Source organism: Allolucifera butyrica, from assembly GCF_900476375.1.
In the GTDB taxonomy this organism is placed as follows: Bacteria; Bacillota; Negativicutes; order Sporomusales; family UPPP01; genus Lucifera; species Lucifera butyrica.
Genome location: NZ_UPPP01000072.1, coordinates 233,341 through 248,866, shown reverse-complemented (window position 1 = coordinate 248,866; position 15,526 = coordinate 233,341). Strand labels below are relative to the sequence as shown.

Here is a 15,526-nt window from a genome sequence, read left to right as displayed (position 1 = left end):
ATGGCTCTATCAAAATATGCACACTGAGATAGGAGACTTAATCAAGCAGATAAATGCCAAGCTGGCTGGGCACTACCGCTACTATGGGGTGACCGACAACAGCAACGGAATTCATGCGTTTGGATACCGCATACGGCGCAAGATACTTGAAGTGCTCAATCGTAGAAGCCAAAAGAACAGCCTGACTTGGGAAGGATTTGCAAAACTCGAGGAGAGATTCCCGCTAGTTAACGCGAGAATCTATGTAAATATCTATGGCTAGACGTAAGTAAATGCTGCTATGAAGAGCCGGATGCCTTAATAGGGCAAGTCCGGTTCTGTGAGGGTTGCGCGTCGCAAGGCGCGTTTCTACTCGACCCGACTCGAACGGCAAGGCGACAGTGCGGCAATTGAGGGGAAGGGTACTATGAAAATACTAATACTCTATTTCAGCGGAACCGGCAATACCTGTTTTATAGCGGAAAAAATAAGGGATGAACTTTGCAGGGGAAATTATGACGTTCAGCTGTCGGCAGTAGAAACGTTTCCGCCCGCGAAGGTGGACAAGTTTGATGTTCTGATCCTGGGATATCCGGTTTATGCTTGCGATATGCCTTTGTTTTTACAGGATTACGTTAACGAACTTACCCTTCCCAGGACTCAGAAGGCGATCCTATTTTCCACTATGGGTTTTTATAGCGCCAATGCTTTCCGGAAAATCGGCCGGAGATTAATTAGAAAAGGCATGGTGCCCTTGCATTTTGCCGAAGTAAAAATGCCCGGTTCAGACGGATTGGTTTTTATGGGAAAAGAATCGCGATATGTAATGAAAGTACGTTCTACTAACTTCAATGAAGCGGCAATGATTAAAAAGGCCGTTGCTGAGATTGCCGGTGTGGTTGCCAATTTAGGTGGAGCTAACGGGAAACGGGCGGAGGCTAAGCTGCCGCCGGTAAAATGGAGCGGATGGATTATGGGGGGATTAATGAGCCTAATCTACAAATTGGTTGAGAAAAAGATGAAGCGGAAGTTCCGGGCCGATGAACAATGTATTAAGTGCCGTCTTTGTGAGCGGATCTGCCCGTCCCGGAATATTGCTGTTCAAGAGGAGGTAATTTTTGCGGACCGGTGTTTTTTGTGCATGCGGTGCATAAATCAATGTCCGACGGAAGCAATTCAAATCGGCGCCAAGACGCAGGGGAAATTCCGCTGGAAGGGGCCGGACGGCAATTACAGTCCTGCAAAGCGATAGTTTTTTTCATAATTTCTTCATAGTTCTTTCATACTCTCTTCATAATTAGCGGTTATAATAAACAAGGTAACCGGATGGTCAGCCGGAAAAGAATCCGTTCGGCATAATAATGGGGTTTATTTTCAATTCTGTTATTATGCCGGGCGTTTCTATAGATTTTAATCACTCAGCTCCTTCTGCATGCCCTTTACTTTGGTAAAGGGTATTTTTTTGCGCCTGCTTCAAAATAGAAAATCAATGTATCCGTAAAATATGCTAGTATAGGAGAGTAACTAAGAAAGGGATGAAGTTAAAAATAGATGAGGAGCAAAGTTGGATGACGGAACAAAATAAAGACAAAATAGGAAATTCCGGGACAACGGGCGTGGCTGAACCGCTTATGCTCAGCCGGTTATTTCTCACGTGGCTGCGAATTGGCTTTACGTCCTTTGGCGGCGGCGCCATTACTCAGTACTTGATTCAGGAAAACTTTATTTATAAACGCCACTGGATTACTGGCGAAGAGTATGCCAATATCATAGCCATGTCGCAAATTGTACCGGGTATAAATATTATTGCTTATACGATACTGATCGGTAAACAGCTTGCCGGTTGGGCGGGCATAATCGTTTCCCTGGCCGGACTGATTCTGCCGAGTGCGGCCATCACTGTTGGGATTTCGGCCATCTACGCCAATATCAGCGGATTGCCGAGAGTCCAGGGGGCTTTGCGGGCCGTGTTTGCCGCCATATTCGGGATTGCCCTGGCCACGAACTGGCGCAACGCCAGACCGATCTTTATTAAGAACCGTAAACGGGGAGCGTTGCCGTTTTTGGCTGCAATCGGCATTATGCTGGGCAGCGCAATGCTTTACCTGTTTTTAAATCCGCCGGTCGTAGTATTATATCTTCTGGGCGGTCTCTGCGGCGCAGTTCTCTATTGGCAGGTTGCCGGGAAGATTCAGGAGGATTAGATGATGAACTGGATTTTGTTTTTTGGAGTTGTATTTAAGTCGATTTTGTTTTCGACCGGGGGTTTTGGCCCTTTGCCCAGTTTGCATGCCGATTTTATCGCCCGGGGATGGGCCGGTGAGAAACAATTTACCGAGGCATTGTCCATTGGCCAGGTCACTCCCGGACCCAACGGGCTTTGGATCGTCAGCCTGTGTTATCTGGTCGCCGGAGTACCGGGAGCGGTCCTGGCCTGTATTGCCCTGCTGTTGCCTCCCCTGTTCGTTTTGCTTGTTCAACGCTACCATGGGCGCATTGCCGGCCACCCCGCGGTCCAGGGATTGCTTGACGGAGTGGTGCTTGTCATAGTCGGTTTCAGTGTGCTGGTTTTAGCCGGCATGTTTCGCAGCAACGGAGTGAATGCGGAAATGGCGGCCATTGCCGTTATCAGCGCCGCTCTTGCCGTATCCCGGCGCGTATCGGCCAATATTATATTAGTAGTTGCCGCAGTAGCCGGTTTGATTATGGGGTGAAAGTTTTTCGCAAAGTGCGGGTAATTCGATTTTAAATATTGCTTTAGAGCATACTCTAAGGAGTATGATAAAAATAAGTGTGTATCTCAATTCGAAGGTGCCTTTGGCAAGCAGAACTGAAATCACACCGGACTTTTTACATAGTAACTTAGGGTTTCAGTAAGGGGGCTTTTTACAGCATGGAAAAGATAAAATTAGGCCGTACGAATTTAATGGTGAGCAGAAGCGGCTTTGGCGCCTTGCCCATCCAGCGGGTTTCTTTGGAAGAAGCCCAAGCGATTCTCAGAAAGGCTTATGACAGCGGCATAAACTTTTTTGATACTGCCCGGGTGTACACGGACAGTGAAGAAAAAATCGGTTATGCCCTTGCCGGTGTAAGAAATCATATTATCATCGCGACCAAAAGTAAAGCCGGGGACAGGAAAACCCTGTTGCAAGATTTGGCAACCAGCCTGAGCAAGCTAAAAACAGACTATGTGGACATTCTGCAATTACATAATCCCAAGGAACTGCCCGACCCGGAGGATCCTGAAAGCCCGTACGCGGGTTTAGTCGAAGCGAAAGCAAAAGGAATGGCCCGCTTTATTGGCTTAACCAATCATAATATCAAAACGGCAATCGCAGCGGCGGAATCAGGCCGGTACGATACCATTCAATTTCCCCTCAGTTCGCTATCCGCCGCGGAAGATTTAAAACTGATCGAGGTATGCAAGGAACGGGGGCTTGGTGTTATCGCCATGAAAGCGTTATCCGGCGGATTAATTACCAAAGCGGCCACTACGTTTGCCTTTTTGCGGCAATACGATAATGTGGTGCCGATTTGGGGAATTCAGAAGATGCATGAACTGGATGAATTTATATCTTTGGAAAAGAATCCACCCGTATTGGATGAAGCTATGTGGCAGGATATTGAGAAGGACCGGGCTGAGTTGGCGGGAAACTTTTGCCGCGGCTGCGGCTATTGTATGCCCTGTCCCGCCGGTATCGAAATACCTACCCAGGCAAGAATATCCCTGCTTTTAAACCGGGCGCCCTACCAGCCGTTCCTAAAAGACAGTTTCCGGGCCAAAATGGATTTAATCAATCAATGTGTGGGATGCGGCCACTGTAAAAAGAATTGCCCTTATGAGCTCGATACTCCTAACCTGCTGAAGCGGGAACTGAAAAAGTATTATGAGTTTTACGAGGCGCATACGAAGAAATAGGGGACCGGTTTTAGGAGCATGACAGTCGTTTATTCCAGCTTAGGCCAATCCATGCACGGAAAAGATACTTAAAGAAAAGGGCGTGGGATTATGGGATTTATGAAGGCTGTTCAAATTAGTGCTCCGGGCGGCAATTTTGAATTGGTTCAGCGGCCAATTCCCGAACCGGGGGAAGACGAGGTCCTGATTAAGGTGGAAGCCTGCGGGGTGTGTCATGGGGATGCGATCGTCAAGGAAGGCCATTTCCCTGGCATTCAATACCCCCGGATTCCGGGCCACGAGGTAATCGGAACCATCGACAAGGCGGGGACACGGGTCAAAAACTGGCAGCCAGGCCAACGGGTCGGTGTCGGCTGGCACGGCGGGCATTGCTTTACCTGCGGGGCATGCCGCGGGGGAGACTTCGGGGGCTGCGAACAATCCCTGATCACCGGTATTTCGACCGACGGCGGTTATGCCGAGTACATGGTAGCTCGGGCCGAGGCGCTTGTCGCTATACCGGATGAGCTTTCGCCGGTAGAAGGGGCGCCGCTGCTTTGCGCCGGACGGACTACCTTCGGAGCATTGAAAAGCTGCATTGCCAAAGGCGGAGATCTGGTAGCGATCCATGGACTGGGCGGATTGGGCCATCTTGCCGTGCAATATGCCGCCAAACTTGGCTTTAAAACGGTTGCGCTGTCTCGCGGCAAAGCGAAGGAAGCATTGGCGTATCAGCTTGGCGTGCATATTTATATTGACGCCGGTGCTGTTGATGCGGCTCAGGAACTGAGGAAGCTTGGCGGGGCGAAGGTCATTCTTTCCACCGCTCCGGATAGTAAGGCGATTTCCGGCCTGATTAGCGGGCTCGCCCGCCATGGACAGCTGATTTTTGTTTCCGCTCCGGCCGAACCGATTCCGGTTTCTCCGCTGGGTTTGTTGCGCAATGGGCTTTCTCTCACCGGATTTTCCTCCGGCAATATCGAGGAAGCCATCCGTTTCAGTGTTGTTACTAAAGCGTTGCCGGTGGTCGACGTATTTCCCCTGGAACAGGCCGCAGAGGCATATCAAAAAATGATCACAGCGAAAGTACATTTCCGGTCGGTTTTAAAAATGGGAAACTAGTGGTCTGTAAACTCTAAAGCTATAGGATGAATTGCGAGAGGTTTTTCGTCCTGCGAGGCGGAGGCGGCGTGCATATCGGGAATATGTAAGCCGACGACAACAAAGCAGGGCGGAAGAGATCTCGTAAGAACACTATAGAATTAGGGTTTGCAGACACTAGAATAAAACGGAGTAATAAGCGCAAGCCTGCACTAATTTTAGTACTAAGCTTGCGCTTTTTTCACGCTTTTTGTCCCGGACTAAAAGACTGCGTCAGCGGGTTTTCTAATAGCAGCAGGAGTTTACCAATAAATGTAAAATTAAATAAATGTTAGGCCCCATCCTTTTTATATAAAACATAATATACTGTAGTAGGAGGATATTTAACATCTCATGAAATATAAAGTGGCTCTGTTTCTGGAGCTGATTTTTATTCCGGTGGTTATTTCAGCTTTTTTATATTTATCCCGGTCAAATACATTTGACTACTTGCAAAAAAGCGGTTTCCTGCCCGGTATTAATGTAACGGTGGCCAAGGACTATATGTTTGGCTTGGGAACCTTTATCTCCGTTCTTTACAGCTGTTTCAGCGTTTTTATTGTGAAAATAAAATATCCCAAGGTGGTTGGACAGAAGAACTATCTGAAAGGCTATATCCGGGAACGTTTTACCAATTGTGTCGTGGATGAATTTTGTCGGTCCAATTTAGCCGGCGGCGTATCGGAAAAAGAATTTTGCGGTTTGATTAACTGGCTGGCAAGGGCACATCTTGTTGTATATCTGCCGGAAAAGGGAACAAGGAAACGGCTGCGGCATAGTAATACGGAGCAAAGTAAAAAATTTTTCGTTTCCAGACCGGAGTTGACGCGCGTCAAAGAATCGGAGGTCTTTGTTCAGGTTGAACCGCGCAACAGTGAGAATGTGATTAGTCAGTGTTACCGGAAAGGCGATGTCATTAAGGCCAGAAATTTTAAAGCCGAGGAGTATAAATTAACGGCGCCTCAAAAACTGATCTTCCAATATTATAAATACTGGATTGCCGTACCCTGCTTTCAAAAGTGCCGTGGACCGGATCAACCGGTTCTGGGAATTCTATCGTTAGGATCGGAAGAAGATTTTTGTTTTTCTGCCGGGATGGAGATCATTTTGGCAAAATCAATGATAATATATATTGATGAGGTATATAATAATCTTATAGCGGAGCGAGTTTTGGGAGGTAGGTAACCGAATGGAGACGTTAATGTCCGAAGAAGAAGTCAGAAGCTGTTTAAAAGAAAATGATTTGCCGCAAACTACCCAGCCGCTGTTGTGCGATACGGAACCGTCCTGCGCCAACCCTGCGTTGCCTCAAACCGGCGTTGCCCAAGTGGCAGCCGGGGCAGCCGCCGCATCCGTTGTTACCGCCACTGCCGCAGTTACGGCAACCGTTGCAGCTACAGCAATTCCGTTAGCCATCGGTACAGGGATTATAGCCGGTATTTGGGGAATAACCAGGTTGGTAAAGGAAATATTGGACGATTAGGTTAATCTGGATTTATTATGATTTTATAAATGAGGAACATCTTTTAATTATTTGAACTTACTATTTTTTGGCAGAGGAATCCTTTTAAAAAGGGGTTCTTTTTTTATAGGATCCGGCTGCTGTCTTCCTGACAACAAAATATGTGTGAATGTAGCAGGATTTTTGTATTTTTATGGGAAATAAAAATGTTAACAGGTGTCGGATTTGCCGGAAGATAGCACGAGAGTTGTTGCCGGCGCCTAACCTGGTTCCATCCCCGGAACGCATTAGCAGCCCCGGGGAATCATAATGGGGCTCAATATACGGGCTGGAAACCGAAGGAGATAAGGAAAAATGGCAATTGAAGCAGTGAAAGAGTATTTCAAAGAATATGGCAGAGAAAACGATATTTTGGAATTTAACGTATCGAGCGCAACCGTGGAACTTGCGGCCCGGGCGCTGGATGTAATTCCGGCACGGATCGCCAAGACGCTTTCTTTTAAAAATGAACAAGGCTGCATCCTGGTTGTGACCGCCGGCGATGCCAAAGTGGACAACCGCAAGTTCAAAGACGAGTTTGGCATTAAGGCGAAGATGTTATCACCGGAAGAAGTGCTCGGCTTAACCGGACATGCCGTAGGGGGAGTCTGCCCTTTTGGCATTAAAAATGAAGCGGTTACGGCGTATGTCGATATTTCAGTCAAACGGTTTAAAACGGTTTTTCCCGCCTGCGGCAGCAGTAATTCCGCCATAGAACTGAATTGTGACGAGTTATATCAGTTTGCGCAAGGCATGAAATGGGTTGATGTTTGTAAAGAATGGCAGGAGTAGGATAATTTTACCGGAAGGGGTTTTTGGATGAACTGGATTAAAATTGTTTGGGAATCGATATATAGTTTGGCAATTTCCCTGGCGATTGCTTTATTTATCAATGTTTTCGTTGTTCAGCACATGGTGGTGGAAGGACATTCTATGGACCCGACGCTGCAGGACCGGGAGCATCTAATTGTATCAAAGTTATCTCATAGTATGAAGCAATTACCCGATTACGGAGATATTGTAGTAATCGACAGCCGGGTTAACCGGAAACGGACTTTACAGGATGATCTGACCGAACCGGTAGCTAAGTTTATTCATCAGCCGGATTATATTTTTATTAAAAGAGTGATAGGAAAACCGGGAGATACACTGGAATTTAAAAATGGCCGTGTTTTTAGAAATGGCGTAAAACTGACTGAACCTTACATCCTGGAGCCAATGAAGACTGTGGCGGATAGAAAAGTTATCGTGCCGGATAACAGTATCTTTGTAATGGGAGATAATCGCAATCATAGTCTTGACAGCAGACTGATTGGCAATATCCCCTTAGACCATGTCCTGGGAAAACTGGAGCTTAAACTTTAGGATGACCGGTTTATGATATTTTTCTTTAGGTAATGACTAGATACGACAGGCAGAGGGAGGAATCCACTTTATGTGCCTAACCTGTAAAATTATTTCCACGGAAATCAATCCCCCGGGAGGGATAATTTATCAGGATCGCCGGGTTATTCTCCACCATTGTCTGGATATTAATATTCCCGGATACCTGATTTTATCGCCGCTCCGGCATACAACCCAATACCAGGACCTTACCGGTGTGGAGCTGGCGGTCATACATACTACGCTTCAGCAAGCGGCCGCTATTTTGCAGCAATTACCCGGTGTGGAAAAAATTTATATTTGTAGCCTGGGAGAAGAAACAACCCATTTTCATTTTCATGTTTTTCCCCGGTACCGGTGGATGCTGAATGAACCGGATGAAGCAATCCGTACGGACGGCAAAATAGACGGCGCCAAGCTATTTTCATTTATGAGAGTTAAGCATAAGATTTCACCTGCCGGAATGCTGTCATCCACGATTTTTGCGGCTGCGGAGGATTTAAGGAATCAAATCTGTATTTCCGATGGAGGTGCAGAATGAAAAAGCTGATTATAGTGAACGGAACCATGGGGGTTGGCAAAAGTACCGTCTGCAGTAGCCTGCTTGAAAAATTGCATCCCAGTGTTTACCTGGATGGAGACTGGTGCTGGAATATGAATCCGTTCGTGGTTTCAGAAGAGAATAAAGCGATGGTCATTGGCAACATAACCTATTTGCTAAAGTCATATCTTCAGAATTCCGGGTATGAGTATATTATTTTTTGCTGGGTAATCCATCAGGAGGTTATTTTTAAACAGATTTTAGAACCATTAAAGGTCTTCGATTTTGAAACCTATAAAATCTCCTTGACTTGTTCGGAGAGTGCGCTTAAAAACAGATTGCAGCAAGATGTGGAACGGGGGCTGAGAGAGCCGGATATTGTCGGCCGCAGCAGCCAGCGGCTCGCATTATATAATACAATGGATACGCTCAAGGTGGATGTGAGTACAATAACTGCCGAACAAGCGGCAAAAGAAATTTGTGCGATTATAAAATAATAAGAAAAACCGCTGACGCGGTTTTTCAATAGGTGGTTGTTTCCTTTTCAAAAATCCAATTACCACTTTCCAATTACCGAAAAACCGCGTTAGCGGTTTTTTCTTATTTCGAGGTAAAGCCGCCTGCTTTAGCCAGCTCCTGTAGAAACAGGCTGTCGGACAGCGGCAGGGTAACGCGCTGGCTTGTAAAGGCCGATTTATAAATTGCCAGGATGATTTCCAAAGCCTTGCGTCCTTTTGGTCCGTCAACAGCCGGTACGGTACGGGTTCTTATCGCTGTAACGATATCCTGGAATTGGCGCCGGTGGTATTCAAAATCGATACCGGGATTGCTTACGCCTGCGTTTTCGGTGCTGCTTCCGGCAGCATACTTATAACCGGATTTTAATTCCACAAACGTAAGTACGTCATTCTCAATTACGGCACTGCCCTCGGTGCCGTAAATGTCAACCCGTGATACCAGGCCGGGATAGGCGCAGGTAGTTCCTTCGATTACTCCCAGTGCACCCGACTGAAAGGTGATACTGGCAGAAGCGGTATCTTCCACCTTCAGACCGGTATGGCCCAAATTGCCACAATAACCGGACACTTCTGCAACCGGGCCGGCCAGATATTGCAGCATGTCGATATAGTGGATGCCCTGGTTCATTAGGACGCCGCCGCCATCCAGGTCCCAGGTTCCGCGCCAGGCGGCGCTGTCGTAGTAGTCCTGGCTGCGGTACAGCTTGATATAGCAGCCGCCGAAAAGCAATTTTCCCAGCTTTTTCTCATCCAGCAGCTGTTTTAAGGCCATAACTCCCTCACTGTAGCGTCTTTGAAATATAATGCTCAGGGTCACTCCCTGGGCTTGACAGGTTTTAATCAGAGCGTCCGCTTTTTCCAGGTCAATATCAATCGGCTTTTCAATGACGACATGCTTGCCGGCCAGTGCGGCCTGGATTCCCAAATCGGCGTGCGTCCCATTGGGGGTGCATATCGATACGGCGTCAATGTCGGCTTTTTTCAGCATCTCCCGATAGTCTGTATAGCCATCGCAATGATATTGGCCGGCCGTTTCCTGCACCCTAGCGGCCGAACGTCCCCAGACAGCGGTCAAAGCAGCTTCGGGGACGCCTAAGATTGCCTGGGCATGTACCGGTACAATCGCCCCGGAGCCAACGATCGCAAACTTTACTTTACTCATAAGGACACCTCGTCTCAAAATAATTAAAAAAATTTAACAAGATAGATTGTTTTTTCTCCGTTAAGCAGGGTCCTTCTTCGACATGGCCGCCAGGCATTCCTGTTAATTCAAGCCGTATTTCCATAAAATTAATTTTTCAAAATTTATTTGTATTTTCCCCCCTTACTTTTGGCCACCGCGCAACCAGCAGACAATAGCGCCAATCGCTCCAATCACGGCCGCTGCGAGATAGGTATCGTGCAAAGCGAGGGGGAAGCTTGCTTTGCCGGCCCAATGGGAATATCTGGCCAACTGTGTACTGAAAATAGCGCCGCTGACAGCAACGCCCATTACCTGACCGACATTCCGCATTAAGGCTAACATTCCGGAGGCCACTCCCAATTGATTTTTGGGCGCGCTTCCCATAATGGCGTTATTGTTGGGAGCAAGGAACAGGCCGGTACCGATGCCGACAAAAGCTAACCCGGCAATCGTCAGCCAATAATGAAAGTTTTCTGTGTGACTGAGCAGAAGGATGCCGGCACAGATGATTCCCATGCCGGCAGACGTTAAGAACCGTGAGCCGAAACGGTCCGACAGGCTTCCGGCTACCGGGGAGACTAACATCATAGTCAGGGGAAAGGCGCTCATCAGATATCCGGCTGCTTTTTCCGGCATTGTCAAAAAATTAACCAGATAAAAAGGCATGAGAAAGGTTACCGTATATTGGGTTAGATAATTGATCATGGCGGCCAGATTACTGGCTAAAAATACCCGGTTGCGGAAAAGAGTAAAATGAAACATGGGGTAAGGGCACCTGATTTCGATATAAGTAAAAATTGATAAGGTGACTAGGGTCGCGAAGAACAAAGCCATAACCAGGGATGAGTTCCAGCCCCAGACTTGTCCGTGGCTTAGGGCCAGTAAAAACGTGCTAAGACTGATAAAAGCAGTAGTTGCACCGCCAAAATCAAATTTTTGCGGTTGCCCGTCTTTTTTCGGCAGTACGATCCAAGCCCAAAAAGTACCGAGAATACCGATAGGAATGTTAATCGTAAAAATGGACTGCCAGCCAAAACTTTGGACTAAAAAGCCGCCCAGTGACGGTCCCGTAGCAAGACCGAGGGAAACAAACATAGCATTTAGGCCAATGGCTTTCCCTCTTTCCGCCGGGGAAAAGGTATCGGCGATAATCGCCTGGACGACGGCTAAGATAGCCCCGGCGCCCAGAGCCTGCAGCGCTCGCGAGACGATAAGGAGCCAGATATTGGGAGCTAAACTATTGAATAAGGAAGCGATGGTAAAAATAGCAAATCCACTAATAAAGACAGGGCGGTGACCATACATATCGCCAATCCGGCCATAAGTCAACAGCAGACTGCTAATAAGCAGCAAATAGATCATCACGACCCATTCTACGTTATTGAGCGTTGTATGGAAATAGGTTGTGATTTCCGGCATGGCAATGTTAACGATACTCGCATCGAGAGTAGACATAAATACGCCGAGAACCGTAGTGGAGTGAATCAGCCATTTGCGGATAACCGGATGCTTAGTCCAATTAATTAAATGTAACATAAGATACCTCTTTGTATAAGTTGTTATTACCGGGGGCTAACACCCTATATTATATTAAACACTGCGGCAAAGGTTCCGGATTTTTTCTTCATTAATTCCTGTTTTTATATTGAACATTTGCCGGGAATTCTAGTCTGCGAACTGTGAAAAGGGGTCACCGTCCGCTTCTTTCTATCATAAGATGCATAAAGTTCTTGCCAGAGGAGGAGGTATTGTGGGTTACGGGGGCTACGGTGGTTACGGTGGCTGTGGGGGGTTCAGCGAGGTTGGCCCCGGTTGGGACAGCGGCATTTGGACAATTATTTTTATCGTTGTTTGGCTGCTGTTCTTCGCTTGCTTTGACAATAACTGCAACTCTCCGATGTGGTAATAGTTTAACCTGAGCGGCAGGAAGTCTCCCATCCCTTCAGATGGCGGATGAATTGCCGCTTTTGTTTTTATTATATTTAAAGCATAATGGCTTTCTCCTGGACAAGGGAATCCCTTATATATATAATCTATAATGACTGTTGACAATATTTTAAGTGAGGGAGAATTGATTTGAAACAGGAAGTCAGTATTCAAAAAATAAAAAGTGATGCTGAGAACTCTTTTAGAAGCGGTGATTTTTATTGTTCTGAGGCCATTGTTAGTTCCATTAAGGACAACTTTGCCATTGATATGCCTGATGAAATGATTGCAATGGCTTCCGGTTTTCCGGTTGGCATTGGCAAATCAAAATGTGTATGCGGCGCGGTATCCGGCGGTGTCCTGTGCATCGGCTACTTTTTTGGCCGGACAAAACGGGGGGACCAGAAAGTTCAGCATACCTTAGCCTTAGCCAACGAATTGCAGGGCAGCTTTCGAAAAAAACACGGCTGCCTTTGCTGTCATGTTCATACCCAAGGATTTGACATGGCTTCGGGGGAACATAAAAACCAGTGCATCTCTTTTACCGGCGAAATAGCGGCAGAAACAGCCCGGATCATCGTAAGAGAACTTGGTTTAAAAAATATTGATGAAGAATAACGGAGATACTATGAAGGAATTTATCCATAAACTTCCCGTTCCGTTGGCCGGATTGATGCTGGCTCTGGCAGCGGAAGGTAATTTAGTTGCCGTCTATGGCAGCAGTTACAAAATGATCTTTGGTTCGTTGGCAGGCATCATTCTGTTACTGTTTATCATAAAAATTGTCTTCAATATGCCGGCAATTTTGGCTGATTTCAGCAATCCGGTGATTGCCAGTGTGGCTCCCACTTTTTCCATGGCGATAATCATTCTGGCGGCATATATCAACCCTGGTTTGCCAAGGCTGGCTTATGGAATGTGGTTAGCCGGCATCTTCATTCATGGCGCTTTGCTAGTATATTTTACGAACCGGTTTATCTTCCATTTCAATATCCGGAATGTGTTTCCGAGCTATTTTATCGTCTATGTCGGTATTGTGACGGTCAGTGTAACCGCACCTGCTTTTAATGCGTTGACTCTGGGAAGAGGAATCTTTTGGTTCGGTTTTATAACGTATTTGGCTTTACTGCCGGTTGTAATGTACCGGGTGCTGGCAGTCAAAGCAATTCCGGAACCGGTACTGCCGAATATTGCTATTTTTGCCGCTCCTGCCAGTCTTTGCCTGACGGGATACCTAAATTCTTTTCCGCAAAAAGACATGACCCTCCTTTGGCTGTTAATCATTTTATCTTTAATGATGTTTTTCGTTGTTCTTCTATATATGCCTAAGATGTTAAGACTGAAGTTTTATCCAAGTTATTCGGCTTTTACCTTTCCCTTTGTAATCAGTGCTGCGGCGATGAAAGCGGCAGACGGCTTTTTATTCAAAACAAACCAGACCGTTCCGGCCTTAAAAGATGTGGCTGGTTTTGAAGAGGTTTTTGCCGGCATGATTGTTATTTATGTTTTGCTCCGGTATATTCGATTTCTCTTCTTTTTACTGATACCAAGGGACGGTACTGAAGTATCTAAAATGAAAATTTTGAGTTAAAACAGCGGTGAAGTGATTAAGAAAGAGTAAGCAATTTGACGGTTTGTCAATAAGACAGATTCGCCCGGATTGCCGGCTTCACCGTTAACATTGTAGCGAAAGCGTAAAGGAAGAATATCCTGATACCGGGAGTTTTAAGGGGTGTCCGAAAAACAGGTCCAAACCTGTCTTAGGGCAGCTCTGTTTTTATTTTCAGGCAATATTAACTTGCCTGGGATGACAATAAACAGGGGGAAGACCGAAGCGATTGTGAGCTCCATAATCCGGATAATGTAGCAATCGGCATTTTATTAACATAAATATAAAGTAAGAGATTAATTTGGCAGGTGAATAAATTGAAATACAAAGGATTGACCGGGAAAGTCGTGGTACCGGGGGATCCCGAATATGAGCGGGCCAGACAAGAATATAATAAGGCGATTGATAAATATCCTGCCGTCATCGTATATTGCTTTAATCCGGAAGATGTAGCCAACGCGATACGTTGGTCCCGAGAAAACGCAATCAGACTGCGGGTCCGGTCCGGGGGGCATAATTACGAGGGATATTCCACCGGTACGCATAAATTAGTCATCGACACTACCTTTATGAAAGACATAAAGCTGAATATCGCCGACGATACTGTCAGAATCGAGGCAGGAACGAGATTATTGCCTCTATACGAGTATCTTTATAAGTATGGATATACTTTCCCCGGGGGGACCTGTCCAAGGGTAGCTATATCCGGGCTGGTCTTGGGAGGTGGCATCGGCTTATCCACCCGTTATTTGGGCCTGACAACGGATAACCTGTTGGAAGCGGAAATGGTAGGTGCAGGGGGGAATCTGTTAACGGCCAATTGTGAATGCAATTCTGAGCTGTTTTGGGCGCTAAGGGGAGCCGGCGGCGGGAATTTCGGCGTTGTAACCAGTTATAAATTTGGCTTGCAAAAAGTAAATAAAGTAACCTTGATTCAATTGCGATGGGATAATAATGTGGCGGCCCGACTCCAATTTTTGCAGGTATGGCAAAAGTGGCTGCCTCATTTGGACCGGCGGCTGAGTTCCTTTAGCGGGATATATAAGCGGGGAGCCTGGGTAAATGCTTTCTTTTATGGGAAGCCGGAAGAGGCTAGACGGATTTTAGCGCCATTGCTTGCTATTCCGGGCTTAACTCTTGAGAATATTGATTATGTCCCATTTATTGACGCCGTAAAAACAATAGCAGCGATGTACCCTGAAAGGGAAGCTTTTCAGACGGCGGGAAGATTTGTACAAAGACAATTTTCGCTGGATGAATTGGAGAAACTGATCTCAATAATGGATCGAGCGCCTTCTGACAGAGATTCATCCATTCGAGTCTATTCGCTGGGTGGAGCCGTCAGGGATATAAAAACAGACGCGACAAGCTTTGCCTACCGAAATGCCGGCTATATAATGGCGATTACATCTTCCTGGGAAAGCAAAGCGGAAGCGCCGCAACACAGAAAATGGGTGAATGCGGGCTTTAAGTATATATATACGATCACCCGGGGATCCTATATAAATTTTCCCTATAGCCAAACGCCGGATTATGAGCGGGCTTATTACGGGGAGCATTTGCGAAGACTGCGTCGGATCAAGAAAGAGTATGACCCTCATAATATATTCAGTTTTCCGCAAAGCATAAAGCCTCGCTTTTGATGAAGATTCCTTTTGTACTGAATAGGTTTCTTTTGACATAGGAGGAAAAAAATTCCTTTTGTCGAAGTGCTATTTAATAGCAGGAGGTAATAAAATGGATGACATTAAAAAATGCCCCCAATGTGGGGGTATGATGGTGGAATTAGTTCCTGGAAAATGGGAGTGTACTAATTGTAGTCATAAGGAAAGCAATGACTAGAGAGCC

General features: G+C 46.4%; 17 protein-coding genes. 15 read left to right on the top strand and 2 right to left on the bottom strand.

Going from position 1 to position 15,526, the window contains the following annotated elements:
- The first annotated feature begins 16 nt into the window (after positions 1 to 16).
- The 12 genes from LUCIF_RS27315 (at position 17) to LUCIF_RS12670 (ending at position 8,939) form a co-directional block, all read left to right on the top strand.
- Positions 17 to 262: a group II intron maturase-specific domain-containing protein gene (locus tag LUCIF_RS27315; RefSeq protein ID WP_122627561.1), complete on the top strand. Its 246-nt coding sequence runs from the start codon at positions 17 to 19 to the stop codon at positions 260 to 262.
- Between the two features lie 144 nt (positions 263 to 406).
- On the top strand, positions 407 to 1,231 hold the full coding sequence (locus tag LUCIF_RS12720; RefSeq protein WP_122628266.1) for an EFR1 family ferrodoxin: 825 nt from the start codon (positions 407 to 409) through the stop codon (positions 1,229 to 1,231).
- 316 nt (positions 1,232 to 1,547) lie between these two features.
- Positions 1,548 to 2,183 carry a chromate transporter gene (locus LUCIF_RS12715; RefSeq protein ID WP_122628265.1) on the top strand — a complete coding sequence of 212 codons (636 nt, stop codon included), beginning with the start codon at positions 1,548 to 1,550 and terminating at the stop codon, positions 2,181 to 2,183.
- Positions 2,184 to 2,693, top strand: coding sequence for a chromate transporter (locus LUCIF_RS12710; RefSeq protein ID WP_207857598.1), 510 nt, complete (start codon positions 2,184 to 2,186; stop codon positions 2,691 to 2,693).
- A 179-nt stretch (positions 2,694 to 2,872) separates the two neighbouring features.
- Positions 2,873 to 3,898: an aldo/keto reductase gene (locus tag LUCIF_RS12705; protein WP_122628264.1), complete on the top strand. Its 1,026-nt coding sequence runs from the start codon at positions 2,873 to 2,875 to the stop codon at positions 3,896 to 3,898.
- Positions 3,899 to 3,997: 99 nt separating this feature from the next.
- Complete coding sequence (locus tag LUCIF_RS12700; protein WP_207857595.1) at positions 3,998 to 4,999, top strand: alcohol dehydrogenase; 1,002 nt, start codon at positions 3,998 to 4,000, stop codon at positions 4,997 to 4,999.
- Positions 5,000 to 5,371: 372 nt separating this feature from the next.
- Positions 5,372 to 6,202: a hypothetical protein gene (locus LUCIF_RS12695; RefSeq protein ID WP_122628262.1), complete on the top strand. Its 831-nt coding sequence runs from the start codon at positions 5,372 to 5,374 to the stop codon at positions 6,200 to 6,202.
- 4 nt (positions 6,203 to 6,206) lie between these two features.
- Positions 6,207 to 6,500: a hypothetical protein gene (locus LUCIF_RS12690; RefSeq protein ID WP_122628261.1), complete on the top strand. Its 294-nt coding sequence runs from the start codon at positions 6,207 to 6,209 to the stop codon at positions 6,498 to 6,500.
- A gap of 333 nt (positions 6,501 to 6,833) precedes the next feature.
- Entirely contained in the window at positions 6,834 to 7,310 is a 477-nt protein-coding gene (locus LUCIF_RS12685; RefSeq protein ID WP_122628260.1) for a YbaK/EbsC family protein, read from the top strand.
- A 27-nt stretch (positions 7,311 to 7,337) separates the two neighbouring features.
- Positions 7,338 to 7,883 carry a signal peptidase I gene (lepB, locus tag LUCIF_RS12680; RefSeq protein WP_122628259.1) on the top strand — a complete coding sequence of 182 codons (546 nt, stop codon included), beginning with the start codon at positions 7,338 to 7,340 and terminating at the stop codon, positions 7,881 to 7,883.
- A 70-nt stretch (positions 7,884 to 7,953) separates the two neighbouring features.
- Positions 7,954 to 8,442: an HIT family protein gene (locus tag LUCIF_RS12675; RefSeq protein WP_122628258.1), complete on the top strand. Its 489-nt coding sequence runs from the start codon at positions 7,954 to 7,956 to the stop codon at positions 8,440 to 8,442.
- Positions 8,439 to 8,939 carry an ATP-binding protein gene (locus LUCIF_RS12670; RefSeq protein WP_122628257.1) on the top strand — a complete coding sequence of 167 codons (501 nt, stop codon included), beginning with the start codon at positions 8,439 to 8,441 and terminating at the stop codon, positions 8,937 to 8,939. The genes LUCIF_RS12675 and LUCIF_RS12670 overlap by 4 nt, the downstream gene beginning before the upstream one ends.
- A 103-nt stretch (positions 8,940 to 9,042) precedes the next feature.
- On the opposite strand, the gene LUCIF_RS12665 is transcribed toward LUCIF_RS12670, so the two are convergent.
- Both LUCIF_RS12665 and LUCIF_RS12660 read right to left on the bottom strand, forming a co-directional pair.
- The gene (locus LUCIF_RS12665; protein WP_122628256.1) at positions 9,043 to 10,122 is read right to left on the bottom strand and encodes a Gfo/Idh/MocA family protein; all 1,080 of its coding nucleotides are present in this window, start codon (positions 10,120 to 10,122) and stop codon (positions 9,043 to 9,045) included.
- A 162-nt stretch (positions 10,123 to 10,284) separates the two neighbouring features.
- On the bottom strand, positions 10,285 to 11,679 hold the full coding sequence (locus LUCIF_RS12660; protein WP_122628255.1) for an MFS transporter: 1,395 nt from the start codon (positions 11,677 to 11,679) through the stop codon (positions 10,285 to 10,287).
- Positions 11,680 to 12,219: 540 nt separating this feature from the next.
- On the opposite strand from LUCIF_RS12660, the gene LUCIF_RS12655 reads away from it, so the two are divergent.
- From LUCIF_RS12655 to LUCIF_RS12645, 3 genes are all read left to right on the top strand, one after another.
- The gene (locus tag LUCIF_RS12655) at positions 12,220 to 12,687 is read left to right on the top strand and encodes a C-GCAxxG-C-C family (seleno)protein (protein WP_122628254.1); all 468 of its coding nucleotides are present in this window, start codon (positions 12,220 to 12,222) and stop codon (positions 12,685 to 12,687) included.
- A 10-nt stretch (positions 12,688 to 12,697) separates the two neighbouring features.
- Positions 12,698 to 13,660, top strand: coding sequence for a TDT family transporter (locus tag LUCIF_RS12650; RefSeq protein WP_122628253.1), 963 nt, complete (start codon positions 12,698 to 12,700; stop codon positions 13,658 to 13,660).
- A gap of 326 nt (positions 13,661 to 13,986) precedes the next feature.
- On the top strand, positions 13,987 to 15,321 hold the full coding sequence (locus LUCIF_RS12645; RefSeq protein WP_207857585.1) for an FAD-binding oxidoreductase: 1,335 nt from the start codon (positions 13,987 to 13,989) through the stop codon (positions 15,319 to 15,321).
- The last annotated feature ends 205 nt before the right edge of the window (positions 15,322 to 15,526 follow it).

What these genes read in the sequence shown, in the direction of transcription:
- LUCIF_RS12670 (WP_122628257.1), top strand. Translation starts at nt 8,439, where the DNA reads ATGAAAAAGCTGATTATAGTGAACGGAACCATGGGGGTTGGCAAAAGT.
- LUCIF_RS12710 (WP_207857598.1), top strand. Translation starts at nt 2,184, where the DNA reads ATGATGAACTGGATTTTGTTTTTTGGAGTTGTATTTAAGTCGATTTTG.
- LUCIF_RS12695 (WP_122628262.1), top strand. Translation starts at nt 5,372, where the DNA reads ATGAAATATAAAGTGGCTCTGTTTCTGGAGCTGATTTTTATTCCGGTG.
- LUCIF_RS12665 (WP_122628256.1), bottom strand. Translation starts at nt 10,122, where the DNA reads ATGAGTAAAGTAAAGTTTGCGATCGTTGGCTCCGGGGCGATTGTACCG.
- LUCIF_RS12720 (WP_122628266.1), top strand. Translation starts at nt 407, where the DNA reads ATGAAAATACTAATACTCTATTTCAGCGGAACCGGCAATACCTGTTTT.
- LUCIF_RS12675 (WP_122628258.1), top strand. Translation starts at nt 7,954, where the DNA reads ATGTGCCTAACCTGTAAAATTATTTCCACGGAAATCAATCCCCCGGGA.
- lepB (WP_122628259.1), top strand. Translation starts at nt 7,338, where the DNA reads ATGAACTGGATTAAAATTGTTTGGGAATCGATATATAGTTTGGCAATT.
- LUCIF_RS12690 (WP_122628261.1), top strand. Translation starts at nt 6,207, where the DNA reads ATGGAGACGTTAATGTCCGAAGAAGAAGTCAGAAGCTGTTTAAAAGAA.
- LUCIF_RS12685 (WP_122628260.1), top strand. Translation starts at nt 6,834, where the DNA reads ATGGCAATTGAAGCAGTGAAAGAGTATTTCAAAGAATATGGCAGAGAA.
- LUCIF_RS12715 (WP_122628265.1), top strand. Translation starts at nt 1,548, where the DNA reads ATGACGGAACAAAATAAAGACAAAATAGGAAATTCCGGGACAACGGGC.
- LUCIF_RS12650 (WP_122628253.1), top strand. Translation starts at nt 12,698, where the DNA reads ATGAAGGAATTTATCCATAAACTTCCCGTTCCGTTGGCCGGATTGATG.
- LUCIF_RS12705 (WP_122628264.1), top strand. Translation starts at nt 2,873, where the DNA reads ATGGAAAAGATAAAATTAGGCCGTACGAATTTAATGGTGAGCAGAAGC.
- LUCIF_RS27315 (WP_122627561.1), top strand. Translation starts at nt 17, where the DNA reads ATGCACACTGAGATAGGAGACTTAATCAAGCAGATAAATGCCAAGCTG.
- LUCIF_RS12700 (WP_207857595.1), top strand. Translation starts at nt 3,998, where the DNA reads ATGAAGGCTGTTCAAATTAGTGCTCCGGGCGGCAATTTTGAATTGGTT.
- LUCIF_RS12660 (WP_122628255.1), bottom strand. Translation starts at nt 11,679, where the DNA reads ATGTTACATTTAATTAATTGGACTAAGCATCCGGTTATCCGCAAATGG.